Source organism: Veillonella montpellierensis DSM 17217, assembly GCF_000426745.1.
Taxonomy (GTDB): domain Bacteria; phylum Bacillota; class Negativicutes; order Veillonellales; family Veillonellaceae; genus Veillonella; species Veillonella montpellierensis.
This window is the reverse complement of record NZ_AUFY01000019.1, coordinates 1-12,427: the sequence shown is the minus strand read 5'-3', so window position 1 is coordinate 12,427 and position 12,427 is coordinate 1. Positions and strand designations below refer to the sequence as shown.

Annotated in this window: 12 protein-coding genes and 1 tRNA gene; 8 read left to right on the top strand and 5 right to left on the bottom strand. The window is 37.2% G+C overall.

Annotation, left to right across the window (positions count from 1 at the left end; all coding sequences use genetic code 11):
- Window positions 1-559 precede the first annotated feature (559 nt).
- The 6 genes from rpsD (at window position 560) to K357_RS0106045 (ending at window position 6,281) form a co-directional block, all read left to right on the top strand.
- Window positions 560-1,147, top strand: coding sequence for a 30S ribosomal protein S4 (gene rpsD, locus K357_RS0106070; RefSeq protein ID WP_028257907.1), 588 nt, complete (start codon window positions 560-562; stop codon window positions 1,145-1,147).
- A 367-nt stretch (window positions 1,148-1,514) separates the two neighbouring features.
- Window positions 1,515-3,011 carry an ABC transporter substrate-binding protein gene (locus K357_RS0106065; protein ID WP_028257906.1) on the top strand — a complete coding sequence of 499 codons (1,497 nt, stop codon included), beginning with the start codon at window positions 1,515-1,517 and terminating at the stop codon, window positions 3,009-3,011.
- A gap of 60 nt (window positions 3,012-3,071) precedes the next feature.
- Window positions 3,072-3,986, top strand: coding sequence for an ABC transporter permease (locus K357_RS0106060; RefSeq protein ID WP_028257905.1), 915 nt, complete (start codon window positions 3,072-3,074; stop codon window positions 3,984-3,986).
- The gene (locus tag K357_RS0106055; protein ID WP_028257904.1) at window positions 3,983-4,759 is read left to right on the top strand and encodes an ABC transporter permease; all 777 of its coding nucleotides are present in this window, start codon (window positions 3,983-3,985) and stop codon (window positions 4,757-4,759) included. Before K357_RS0106060 ends, K357_RS0106055 begins: the two co-directional genes overlap by 4 nt.
- Window positions 4,756-5,520: an ATP-binding cassette domain-containing protein gene (locus K357_RS0106050; protein WP_028257903.1), complete on the top strand. Its 765-nt coding sequence runs from the start codon at window positions 4,756-4,758 to the stop codon at window positions 5,518-5,520. Before K357_RS0106055 ends, K357_RS0106050 begins: the two co-directional genes overlap by 4 nt.
- Window positions 5,517-6,281, top strand: a complete 765-nt coding sequence (locus K357_RS0106045) for an ABC transporter ATP-binding protein (protein ID WP_028257902.1) — start codon at window positions 5,517-5,519, stop codon at window positions 6,279-6,281. The genes K357_RS0106050 and K357_RS0106045 overlap by 4 nt, the downstream gene beginning before the upstream one ends.
- Window positions 6,282-6,670: 389 nt before the next feature.
- Here the strand turns inward: K357_RS0106045 and K357_RS08960 are convergent, their stop codons facing one another.
- Genes K357_RS08960 through K357_RS0106025 form a run of 4 tightly spaced genes read right to left on the bottom strand, consistent with a single transcriptional unit; the run spans window position 6,671 to window position 10,125 of the window.
- Window positions 6,671-7,528 (bottom strand): metal ABC transporter permease, encoded by an 858-nt coding sequence (locus tag K357_RS08960; RefSeq protein ID WP_051212149.1) that lies wholly within the window; start codon window positions 7,526-7,528, stop codon window positions 6,671-6,673.
- A 5-nt stretch (window positions 7,529-7,533) separates the two neighbouring features.
- Window positions 7,534-8,400 (bottom strand): metal ABC transporter permease, encoded by an 867-nt coding sequence (locus tag K357_RS08955; RefSeq protein ID WP_038113736.1) that lies wholly within the window; start codon window positions 8,398-8,400, stop codon window positions 7,534-7,536.
- Window positions 8,393-9,127 carry a metal ABC transporter ATP-binding protein gene (locus K357_RS0106030; RefSeq protein ID WP_028257901.1) on the bottom strand — a complete coding sequence of 245 codons (735 nt, stop codon included), beginning with the start codon at window positions 9,125-9,127 and terminating at the stop codon, window positions 8,393-8,395. Before K357_RS0106030 ends, K357_RS08955 begins: the two co-directional genes overlap by 8 nt.
- Before the next feature lie 26 nt (window positions 9,128-9,153).
- Window positions 9,154-10,125, bottom strand: a complete 972-nt coding sequence (locus K357_RS0106025) for a metal ABC transporter solute-binding protein, Zn/Mn family (RefSeq protein ID WP_081658414.1) — start codon at window positions 10,123-10,125, stop codon at window positions 9,154-9,156.
- Between the two features lie 434 nt (window positions 10,126-10,559).
- On the opposite strand from K357_RS0106025, the gene K357_RS0106020 reads away from it, so the two are divergent.
- A complete protein-coding gene (locus K357_RS0106020) occupies window positions 10,560-10,880 on the top strand; it encodes a YnfA family protein (protein WP_028257899.1) in 321 nt (106 codons plus the stop codon).
- 37 nt (window positions 10,881-10,917) lie between these two features.
- The gene (locus tag K357_RS08950; protein WP_051212148.1) at window positions 10,918-11,589 is read left to right on the top strand and encodes a DarT1-associated NADAR antitoxin family protein; all 672 of its coding nucleotides are present in this window, start codon (window positions 10,918-10,920) and stop codon (window positions 11,587-11,589) included.
- A 748-nt stretch (window positions 11,590-12,337) separates the two neighbouring features.
- On the opposite strand, the gene K357_RS0106005 is transcribed toward K357_RS08950, so the two are convergent.
- Window positions 12,338-12,413 (bottom strand) — tRNA-Val (locus K357_RS0106005).
- Window positions 12,414-12,427 lie beyond the last annotated feature (14 nt).

Sequence of the window (12,427 nt, the reverse complement as noted above, 5' to 3'; positions counted from 1 at the left end):
TTAATATATTATATAATACATTTAATTATTTAACTATACGAAATGCTGATGTCACTTTAGTTAGCTTATTAATAACTGATTAGATATACACTCGATACACCATCTACAGTACGCAAAGAGAAAACAATTTACTTGCTAATCCTCCAATACATAGTGTCCCCCTACCGCCCACAACACGATACTTATATGCGCTCTATAAAAGTAATCCTCATAAAAGGGATAGACATGATTGCTTTCCCTAATCACACGTGCTTTATAAAAAAAGGTAACGTATATTGACTGACAATAGGTCCACGTGCACATAGTCGCAAGTAAAAACTAACAACCAACATAACCTACTATAAAGGTTTTTCTCTATTAAAATTGCAGTCTATCCTCAATGGCCCAGGCGTAACCGTACCATACAATATATAAAACAGACAACCCTATGGAATTTGAATGCGCATAGAATTCTAAATCAATTAATACAATGAATTGACACTCATCACACAACGTGCTATGATAGGTGAGTACTATTTTATGTACATGTTTTTATTTAATATATGAGGTGATGTATAACATGGCAACGAGAAGAGAAGCACGATTTAAGTTATGCCGTCGCTTTGGTGTGAACGTATTCGGTCATGCGAAGGCTTTAAAACGTGTTAAGAAAGACCAACGACAAAAGAAATTATCTGAATATGGTCTTCAATTACTAGAAAAACAAAAAGTTAAAGCGTATTACAATTTATTAGAACGTCAATTCGTACGCTATTATGATAGAGCTAAAAAAATGCCAGGTGTTACTGGTCAAAACATGTTAATCTTGTTAGAATGTCGTCTTGATAACTTGGTATATCGTATCGGTTTTGGTAATTCCATTCGCCAATCTCGTCAAATGGTAAACCATGGTCATATTTTAGTCAATGGCCGTCGCGTTGATATTCCTTCCTACCAATGTAAAGTTGGCGATGTCATCGAACTTCGTGAAGCATCTCGTGAAAACGAAATGTTCAAATCCAACTTCCAAGAATTGAAATCTTTTGATCTTCCTTACATTACTAAAGAAGAAGAAGCTTTCAAAGGTACATTAACACGTCTTCCACAACGTGAAGAACTTCCTATCGAAGTAAACGAAACACTTATCGTCGAATTGTACTCAAAATAATTTGGCGTCACAAAAACCGCTTTTCTACAGAAAAGCGGTTTTTTATATGTCCACAGAGATTATATACTCACCTGCTTTTCCCTAATGCATTCGTCTATCATAGACGCCTATATCGATAGAAACTCTCATCTATTTCCTTATGTGTTTACGCACGTTGATAGCTGAGTCTCTACGGCCTTTATTAAAGTAGAACTATATAGATCCCTATCACCCCTTTTCTTTCTATATTCAGTCCCCTATGCTCCTATATCTATCTAGCAAATAAAATCATGGTATAATAAAAAACTTTCATAGCGTATGAATTGTTCTAGTTAACAATACATGCTATAATTTTATTGACTTTAATCAAATCATAAGGAGGAGACACATGAAACGATTTTTATTGTTAGTAGTAAGCATCCTATTAATTGGTGCTCTTACCGCTTGTGGTCTACAATCTGGTTCCACCGGTTCCACATCAAAAGACACAATCCGCATCGGACAAACTTGGGTCATTGGCGGCACAGACCCTACTGATTCTTCTGTACCATGGGGATTAACTAGCCATGGTGTTTCAGAAGGTGTGTACATGCTTGATGAACACGGCAAATTAGTAAGTCGCTTTATCAAAAGCATTCAACAAGTCGACGACACTACTTGGAACGTGGTGATGAAAGAAGATGCCAAGTTCTCTGATGGTAGTAAGGTAGATGCCAAAGCATTATGTACTGCAATGAATATGATTCAAGAAAAAAATAAGTTGTCCAATGCTACAGCAGGGGTAATGAAATTTGATCCTACTGGTGAATTTACTTTCACCATTAAATCAGAACGACCAACCATGGCGCTGGATTCCGTCTTAGCAGAATGGTCAAATGTTGTATTTAAACAAGATGGGGACAAATTTATTTTTACTGGGCCTTATGTAATTAAATCATTAGATGCAGAAAATAAAATCGTATTAGCCCCTAACAAATATTATCCTGACGCAGATAAACGAAAAAATGTAGAAATTCGTACATTCAAAGATGCATCAGCGCTTAAGTTAGCCTTTGAAAGCGGCGATATTGACATGGCCTTTACTGTAACACCAGATGTAGCAGATATGCTTACAAGTGAAGGAAAAACAGTAAAAACTATACCAGCAGGTTATCAATATTTTGGCATGTGTAATCTAAAAGAAGGTCCTATGGCGGATCCAACTGTTCGCAAAGCTATCAACTTAGGATTGAATCGTGAAGATTATATTAACGTGTTAAAAGGCGGCCGTGTGGCTACTGGTTTATTTGCTTCCTATTATGATTTTGCAGGAAAAGAAAAAGTTGTATTCAACAAGGAAGAAGCTGCTAAATTATTAGAACAAGCAGGCTATCATAAGAATGCTTCTGGCATGCTTGAAAAAGATGGACAACCATTAACTGTTCGCTTAGTAACTTATACATCCCGTCCTGATCTCGGATTAATTGTGCAAGTAATGGCTTCCCAATTAAAAGAATTAGGCATTGAAACAACTAGCTCAATTGTAGATAATATTGATCAATTCAAAAAATCTGGACAATTTGATATCATGGTATATGCACAACATACAGCCCCTACAGGAGAACCTAGTTTCTTCCTTAATCAATTCTTCAGAACCAACGAATCAAACAATACAATGGGCTATTCTAACTCAGCCGTTGATCAGTTGCTAGACCAAATGGGCACTGAAAAAGATAGAACCGTAAGAAATAAATTGGCACAAGATGTACAGCATATTCTATATGAAGATGCGCCAGCATTATTCTTGGTAGACCCAGATTGGCATATTGCAGTAAGCGATAGTATCAAAGGGTATGAACCATATGGTGGTGACTATTATATAGTTAACGCAAAATTGGGCTTCTAACAATAAGAAGAGGATACCTTTTCAGGTATCCTCTTTTTTCGTTTATAATCAGGAGAATCTATGTTATTTACAAAACAACTAATAAAATGGCTATTAGGCTTTTTCGTCTTAAGCTTTTTATTTTTTATCTTAGTACGCACCATACCCGGTGATCCAGTAACTCAATTATTAACCACGTATCAGCTCCCTCACACAAAGGAAAATATTGAGTTCTTAACAGTTTCTTTTGGTCTTGATAAACCTTTATGGTATCAATATGGGTATTGGATTATCCACTTTGTGCAAGGAGATTGGGGTAATTCTTTCATTACAGGACACGATGTACGCGTAGAAATCATACGACGTGTACCACTATCACTCACAATCGGTCTGGGTGGTGTATTATTAGGGGGATTTTTTGCATTTATCCTAGGCTATGCCGCCGCATGTAAACCAAAAGGATTTTGGGATCGCGCTAGTCGTGCCTTATCATTATTCGTGCAATCAGTGCCTTCCTTTATGACCGCCGTCTTTGTAATTTATTTACTAAGTGTATATTTTCAAGTTGTAAAAGTATATAGTAATATCACCGCAGCTACCATACTAGCATTACTATTAGTTGCTCTAGGAACAACGGGGGAATTATGCCGCGTCATGCGAAGTCATTTTTTAGAAATTGCCCATACACCGTACATATATTTTTCTCGTTGTCGTGGGTTTAAGCGAAATACATTGCTCTTACGCGACGGTCTTCGTCCCGCTCTTATCGCCTTAATTTCTACGATGGTAGGTCGATTTTCATGGGTTATCGGTGGTACCGCCGTTGTTGAATTTGTGTTTGCCATTCCCGGTGTAAGCTTATTTTTAGTACAAAGTATTGCTGCGAAGGATTATAACATTATCCAATCGTATCTGTTATTCATTCTTCTATGGATGGGAATTGTTCACGCTATTTGTGCCTTACTCACATATTTGTTACGAGGAGGAGTTAGATGAAAAAAAATATAGCCATATTGCTATTATTCGCTATTTTATTGGCCCTAGTAGCCACACAACGACATATGGATATGGTACCCGTAAATCTAATGGATAAATTAGCTCCTATCAGTATGCATCATATTATGGGTACCGATATTTTGGGTCGAGATATATCTGAACTCATGCTAGTCGGATGTTTGCGTAGCTTTTTAGTTGTCATCATTGCCGGTACGATTAGTTTATCCGTTGGTGTTACCGTAGGCATCCTAACTGGCTATTTTCAAGGAAATATTTCAATGCTGTTACAATTCGTAACAGATTTTCTATTGATTATACCGACTTTCATTGTAGCCCTCTTGGTAACGGCTGTATTTGGATTGCATCCTGTTAGTGCCGGTATTGCCTTAGGTCTCTGTCAAATGGGACATTTCGCCAATCATGCAGCCGCATTAACTAAGGAGATTAAGAAAAAAGAATATATTTCTATTTTGCACATTATGGGGTACTCGCGGCCACGAATCCTTATCCGCCATATCCTTCCCATCGTATTACCTCTCGTATTTCCTTATTTCGGTTCCATGGCGTCTTCCAATATTTTACAATACGCGTCCTTAGCATTTATTGGACTCGGTAGCGATATTACAAAGCCTGATTGGGGTACTATGCTCTATCAATATCGCGTTTATATTGTAAACGAACCATTATTAATCATCTGGCCTAGCCTTGGTATTTTCTTAATGGCTATCATTTTTCAATTTCTCTTTGATACACGAAAGGTGGAAACATCATGATCGACGTCAAGGACTTACAAATCACGATTGGCAATCGTCCCATTATACATCATGCTAATTTTACCGTAAAAAATCAGGAAATCATCGGCATTGTCGGTGCCTCCGGTTCAGGGAAATCAATGATGATGAAAGCCTTGATGGGATTATTACCCTATGGTGCACAGGCACAGGGACAAGTGCGGTATGATGACGGCGAATATATGGATATCAACGAAATGCACCAATCCTATAAAGGACATACCCTATGTATGCTTCCCCAAGATTCCATCAACGGCCTTCATCCTTACAAAACCTTAGAAACACAAATGGAACAAACCTTTCAACACCATCACCTTAAAGGAGGTCGTGAAAAAATACAAGCCATTTTTAACGAATTAGGATTGCCCAATGACGAACGATTTCTCTCGTCCCATGCTAGATCTCTTTCTGGTGGTATGCGACAACGCGTAGCCATTGCCCTTTGTCTTGCTGCAAATCCTGACATTCTCATTGCCGATGAACCGACTACGAGCTTAGATGCCATTAACCAATTAAAATTTATTACCATCTTAAAAAAATTGCACACCCACCATGCACTTTCACTGTTAGTAGTCAGCCATAATATCGCCTTAGTGGCACAAATTGCACAACGATTATGGGTCGTGCACCAAGGTACCATTATTGAAAGTGGTCCCACAAAAGAAATATTGGAGCATCCTCAAGAAGTGCATACGAAAACACTTGTAGAAGGCTGTAAACGTCTGTACGGAGGGATCTTATGAAACAATTAGTAGGAAATAATCTATCCAAAGTCTATTATGAAAGAGGTCTGTTTTCTGTACACAAAAAAACAGCCTTGTACCCATTAGATATTTCTATCGACAAAGGAGAAATCGTTGCCTTAGTAGGAGAATCAGGGTCTGGCAAATCTACCTTAGCCAATATACTAGGCTGTTTAACAGCTCCCTCTACGGGAGAGTTGTACTATGAAGGTCATTTAATTAAGCATCCTTTAACAGGACCCTTGCGACTCGACATACAAATGATTTTTCAGAACCCCTTTACCACTTTGCATCCGTTTCATACCATTCAACAAAGTCTAACGGAACCAATTCGTCTACACAAAATCGTGAGCATGTCTGAAGAAAATGACTATATTCATGGATTATTAGAACGTTGCCATCTGAAAGATGATATTTTACAACGCTATCCATCTATGTTATCCGGTGGGCAATTGCAACGTGTGAATATCGTTCGTGCCTTGAGTCTTAAACCTAACATACTCATTGCTGATGAAATCATTACTGCCCTTGATATCCCTGTAGCCCTAGATATACTGGACCTGTTAAAAAATTTACAAGAAGAAAAAAATCTATCTATGGTATTTATTTCTCATGATTTAGGGGCTGTCAAGAAAATCGCTAATCGAGCCATCGTTTTAAAAGAAGGCGTCGTGCAAGAAGAAGACACTATTTATAATCTTTTTTCACACCCCCAATCTGCTTATACAAAAGAATTACTGGCGGCGATTCCTGTAATATAAGGATTGTACGTCGCATTCTACGGATTACCTTTTCTTAGTGTGCACGTATATATGAGGTAATGTGTATAAAAACCTATTCCCTTCCGTTGAAAATGATACGATGTGTCTATGACGTATCTATATGGCATAGGGTGGAGCCACGTAGTCTTCTTTACAAAACGCAATACGCCAATGAAGCACAAAAACGTCTTATTACACGATATATCAAGTGTAATAAGACGTTTTTATTTGTTATGTAATTAGCAATCTACCCTAATGTACCACAATCATATTATAGACTGTGACTATGCTTTCTAACTCTATTATACCCTTACACATACTCTGACTCAGTAACTGGTGAAAATATGTTACTCACTAGTTACCACATATACTTGTGCAAAATACCATACCTATTCTACTTTACGGTACTGTTTAATACCTTGTACAATGCACCAAGAAAGCAAAAATAAAGCACATAATACGGTCGCCATCATACCTGCTAACGACGTATTATAGTATACGGCTAGAGAAATGCCGAGTATACTTCCTATAATACCGACGATAATACTGACGATAATTCGTTTACCTAACGTCTTTGCCCATAATGCGGCTACCATAGCAGGTACAATCATAAAGGCAATGAGGAGGATTGAGCCAACTGCCTGAAAGGATACAACCGCTGTTAGCGACACTAAGGACATAAGTCCGTAATATACGAGTAGTGGTGAAATATAGCTTAATTTTGCAAAGGTTTCATCAAATGTAGCCACCACTAATTCTTTATAGAACAAATAGACCATAGATAGATTGATAATTACATTGATGCAAGAAATGTAGAGGGCTTTTGCCCCCATATCAATATCCCCAATAAACCATCGATCAAACGGAGCGAAGGCTAGTTCGCCCAACAATACAGCATCCGTATCCAGCTGTACATTAGCACCGTATAAATTAATCAAAATGACAGAACAACTAAAGAAAAAGGGAAATAATAATCCCAATGCCGAATCAGGTGCCACTAATTTCGTCTGTATCAATAATTCTGTCCCCCATACGGTCAATAGGCCCATTAACGTAGCCCCTATCAATAACCATGGTGAATGTAAATCTTGAAAGATGAAAAATGAAATGACAATGCCTAATAGGACAGTATGACTGATTGCATCTGTCATCATCGACAACTTTCTTAAAATCAAAAAGTTGCCCAATACAGCACAACTGATAGATGTGCCGATAGCAATGAGGATAATTTCAATAAAAGGCGTCATATCACTCATCTCCACAACAATCCACGCTTAGGTGCTACTAATAAACTAATAAAGGTAATACCAGAAATCACAATGGCAATCGATGGTCCCGTTGGCATCCGATGCAGTAAAGAGCTAATAATCGTACCTGTTGCTGCACTACTAGCACCTAATATGGCAGCTAATATAACCATAGACCGCAAATGCGATGTCCATTGTCTAGCACTCACTGCTGGTGCAATTAATAGAGCACTCATCAAAATGATGCCCACCGATTGAATCGATAACAATACGGTGATCATAGATAGAATGCCTAGCATATATTGATAGCGATGACAAGCAATTCCTACAGTCCGTGCATAGTCGCTATCAAAGGTCATATACGATAATTCTTGCCACCGCCATATGATCAATGCTAAAATCATACAGCCTAATACACCAATAAATACCACATCATGTAATAAAATCGTTGAAGCTTGCCCCAATATAAATCGATTTAATCCTGCTTGATTTGCATTATCCGTTTTTTGTACGATGGTCATTAATACTAACCCAAACCCAAAAAAGCCAGATAATATCGTCGCTAATAATCCATCGGACGGTAAACGAGTTCGCTTTTTAATCATCAAAATCGTCATAATCGCCACAGTAGCTGATAGTAACGCGCCCAATAATTGACCACTTAATTCTTTCACACCGCTCCATAAAAAAGCACCTACAATGCCTGGATAAGATGCGTGGGCCACGCAATCGCCTACTAATGCTTCCTGTCGCAATACAATAAAACAGCCAATGACACCGGATAAAGCACCCAATAGCGATGTGCCACAGAGAACAACTAAAAACGTGTAATCATTCACCAATACCGATAGAGCCTGTATATATTCACTCATTTACTGCACTCCACGGCAAGAATGTACGCCGCACTAACTCATCATGAAAGATGTCTTGTACCTTGCCTACGCCTATCATATACCGATTCAAACAAATTACTTCATTAAAATATGCTTTCACCGTATGTAATGCATGGTGAACCACTAAAATAGTTTTTCCCTGTTTTTGCATGTCTTTCAACATGCCTACAATCATTTCCTCTGTCTTAATATCAATGCCTTTAAAAGGCTCGTCTAATATATAGACCTCTGCTTCTTGTGCCAATGCCCGTGCCAGAAACACTCGTTGTTGCTGTCCTCCAGATAATTCATTGATTTGCCGCTCTTGAAATTCATCAAGTCCTACCTGATGAATACATTGAGCGACTATATCTTTGTCTTGTTGCTTAGGACGTCGAAACCAACCTAATTTACCATATCGCCCCATCATGACAATATCAAACACCGTCGCTGGAAAATCCCAGTTCACAGAATTATTTTGAGGAATATAGGCTATATATGGTTGTGCTTCTTTAAACGTTCTTGCTCCGTGAATATGATAAGTAATCTGGCCTTGTCGAGGTTCCAATAAATGTAGAATGGCTTTTAATAGCGTGGATTTACCAGCCCCATTAGGCCCGACAATCGCCATTAACGCCCCTTTAGGAATATCTACACTTACCCGTTCTAATACAGGATCACCATCATAGGCCACTGTTACATTATCTACAGTAATTACTGGTTCCATACATAACCTTTCTTTTCAATCACTACCTATCGTAGGGCCCCTGTAATAGTTTGAATATTCTTCTTATACATACCAATATATGTGCCTTCTGGTGTGTCGCTACTACCAAGAGAATCGGAATACAATTCGCCGCCAATAACAACATCTTGTCCTTTAGCCTTTACCGCTGCTTGCAAGGATTCAATTGTTTTGGTCGGTACAGAGGACTCTACAAAGATTGCTTTAATATGATGTGCTACAATAAAATCTGCTAATTCAGAAATATCTCCCGTACCTGCTTCGCTAACCGTACTAACACCTTGCAATCCTTTTACAGTAAATCCATAATCCCGTGCAAAATAAGAGAATGCATCGTGAGCTGTTACCAACACACGTGACATTTCTGGTACTGTAGCCACTTGTTCATGAATATACGTATCTAGTTCATCTAATTGGGCTATATACTTTTTCGCATTGGCTTCATATAGCGCAGCATGGGCAGGATCTTTTTTAGATAATCCTTTAGCAACTGCCTCTGCAGCTAATTTCCAATTAGCTACAGAAAACCAAATGTGAGGGTCTTTTACCGTAGTACCACCGTCTTCAAAATCTAGCAAGGTAGCTGGATCAATGGCATCTCCTACACGGATAATTGATTTCTTTTGTTTTTCCAAGTTATCAAAAATGGCTCCCATTTTTCCTTCCAAATGTATGCCATTATATACGACTATATCAGCTTTGTTCATAACCTCTACATCGCCTGCTGTCGCTTGATATAAATGAGGGTCTACCCCTGCTTTCATAAGGCCTTGCACCTCAACTTGATCACCGCCAATTTGTTTTACTAAATCGGATAGCATAGTTGTAGTGGCTACCACTTGCAATTTATGACTATCCCCCGTATTTCCTTGTCCCGTATCTTGTGTATTTCCACAACCAGAGGCAAGAATGACAAAACTTAATAAAATGAAACATTGTATGCCGATCGATTTGATAATTTTTTTCATATACCTGTTCATATTAGCACCTCCTTATTTTCTTTATGATAACTATTATCATTTAACAATATATTAGCATATAAATTTTTATTTGTAAACATCTTAACATCATCTGTCGAAAGTTTTCTATAAAACCCTTTAAATTTAACATTTATAGGAATTTATTGTATATTATAGGCCATTTTATAAATGTATATTTCAAAATTATTAATTGATTATTATTATCATATATTAATTCTTCATCATCAATAAAATAAATATAACTAGATAGATAATAGGAGCTTTCTGTTAGTAAAACACTTGTGAAATATGAACATGTGTTATATAAAAAATAAATATACTATTATATCTATAAGACGTAATCAGTATACTTCTTTTTTCTAGAATATTTACAATTTTTACAACTTATATTACAATTTTAATAATTATTCATAGTATCTACAAAGGAGCATACCATGCTACAATCTATATTTTATTTTATAATGGCTGGCCTTTGTGAAATTGGTGGTGGCTATTTAATATGGCTCTATGTGAAAGATGACAAAAGTCTTTTTTATTTTTTAGCAGGATCTCTTGTACTCATTGCATATGGAATCATCCCTACATTACAAACGGCCAACTTTGGCAAGGTCTACGCCGCCTATGGTGGTATTTTTATCGTTTTATCAATTCTATGGGGCTGGGCAATCGACGGTATCACTCCAGATAGGTATGATATAATTGGTGGTATCGTATCTTTAATTGGCGTCTATATTATCATGTATGCCCCACGATAAGATATTCATTCTATTTACTATTACAAAGGAGTTTTTTATGGCTAAACGACCCGCATTTCTCTATCTTTCAAATAATGTAGAAGAAAAAAGTTTTGAATTTACATGGCACAGTGGATTTGCTCGTTCTCAAAAGCAAAAATCCATTGCCGAATGGCACACCGCTATCCAGCAAAGCTATCCACAAGCTAACATATTAGAAGTATCCACTAAATCTACTAACCCGTGGGGCGTAAAAGCGAGTGCTTTTAGATTAAGCACATGTATAGCCGGCCATTTCTATACAGTAGAGCAATTATATCAAAAAAGCAAAGTCTTTAAACATCACGGTGCTCAGTGGGGCACTATATCTGAATCAGAAGATTCTGTAACATTAAAACAAACCATGCGACGATTACATAACGAAGACACCTTAACTGGTTTCTGTTTTCAAGACAAAGCATTTCCATTACAACCAACTAGTTTTTTCTATAATTGGTTATACATAATAGTACTATCAGCGCCTGAAAATTCTGCTATCGCCGATGAAATTGCTAAGTATGACATCTTTACAGATATTGAATTTAATCCGAAGCGATCTGCTAGCACACAAGCACAAGCCTGTGCTATCTATAAGATGTTGAGAGAGAATGCTACTACTATAAACCAATTAAAAGAAATCATTCACTCACCCGAATTATTTTTAGCTACTGTATATTCTGATAACCACTAAAAAGAGTATCATTTCATCATGATAACGTGATGTATTGATTATAATTCATGCCTCTACAAGCGATGATACAGATTCTCTAAAAAAATGATTGAAAATAGAATTAAATACAAATATTTATATGAAGTATTTGATAAATATCATGAAATGCCATTAGAGACGACAGATTGGCATGCTGGAATGGTAAAAGAAGCTATGGGAGAGTATAAGGTATAGTATTTATAGAAGGAATAAAACTGAAAAAAGATATTTTTATATCAAATTATAAAAATTTTATTAGGAATCATAAAATAGAGCTTTCCAGAGACGTAAGTGTTCTGATAAAAAAGTAATTAAATTATAAGATATGGTAATACTTATTTATGTATATTCTCTATCCATGGCGAGTTAGCAAGGCATATCCAGTTGTATGTCTTCTCTAGACTTTTACACGTTCTACTACACGCAATCTTATAGGTATACGAAAACGGCGATAACCGAAGTTATCGCCGTTATTGCATTGGACGATGATAGAATTGAACTTTTCTCATCCACTCGTAAGACGAATGCTATATCACTCCCCCTACGTATGTATATCTAGTTACACAAGGCATACCTAGTTATATTCTTTTTTTGCTATCATGAATAGCATAGCTTACTGTTACACACGGATACCTAGTTGTATTTCTTCGCTGGTTCTATTTCACATTCTACTACGCACAATCCTATAAGTATGCGAAAACGGCGATAACCGAAGTTATCACCGTTATTGTGGTGGACGATGACAGGATCGAACTGCCGACATCCTGCTTGTAAGGCAGGCGCTCTCCCAGCTGAGCTAATCGTCCATATATATTGGTGA

What these genes read in the sequence shown, in the direction of transcription:
- K357_RS0106025 (WP_081658414.1), bottom strand. Translation starts at nt 10,125, where the DNA reads ATGAACAGGTATATGAAAAAAATTATCAAATCGATCGGCATACAATGT.
- K357_RS0106065 (WP_028257906.1), top strand. Translation starts at nt 1,515, where the DNA reads ATGAAACGATTTTTATTGTTAGTAGTAAGCATCCTATTAATTGGTGCT.
- K357_RS0106060 (WP_028257905.1), top strand. Translation starts at nt 3,072, where the DNA reads ATGTTATTTACAAAACAACTAATAAAATGGCTATTAGGCTTTTTCGTC.
- K357_RS08960 (WP_051212149.1), bottom strand. Translation starts at nt 7,528, where the DNA reads ATGACGCCTTTTATTGAAATTATCCTCATTGCTATCGGCACATCTATC.
- K357_RS08950 (WP_051212148.1), top strand. Translation starts at nt 10,918, where the DNA reads ATGGCTAAACGACCCGCATTTCTCTATCTTTCAAATAATGTAGAAGAA.
- K357_RS0106020 (WP_028257899.1), top strand. Translation starts at nt 10,560, where the DNA reads ATGCTACAATCTATATTTTATTTTATAATGGCTGGCCTTTGTGAAATT.
- K357_RS0106055 (WP_028257904.1), top strand. Translation starts at nt 3,983, where the DNA reads ATGAAAAAAAATATAGCCATATTGCTATTATTCGCTATTTTATTGGCC.
- K357_RS0106050 (WP_028257903.1), top strand. Translation starts at nt 4,756, where the DNA reads ATGATCGACGTCAAGGACTTACAAATCACGATTGGCAATCGTCCCATT.
- rpsD (WP_028257907.1), top strand. Translation starts at nt 560, where the DNA reads ATGGCAACGAGAAGAGAAGCACGATTTAAGTTATGCCGTCGCTTTGGT.
- K357_RS0106030 (WP_028257901.1), bottom strand. Translation starts at nt 9,127, where the DNA reads ATGGAACCAGTAATTACTGTAGATAATGTAACAGTGGCCTATGATGGT.
- K357_RS08955 (WP_038113736.1), bottom strand. Translation starts at nt 8,400, where the DNA reads ATGAGTGAATATATACAGGCTCTATCGGTATTGGTGAATGATTACACG.
- K357_RS0106045 (WP_028257902.1), top strand. Translation starts at nt 5,517, where the DNA reads ATGAAACAATTAGTAGGAAATAATCTATCCAAAGTCTATTATGAAAGA.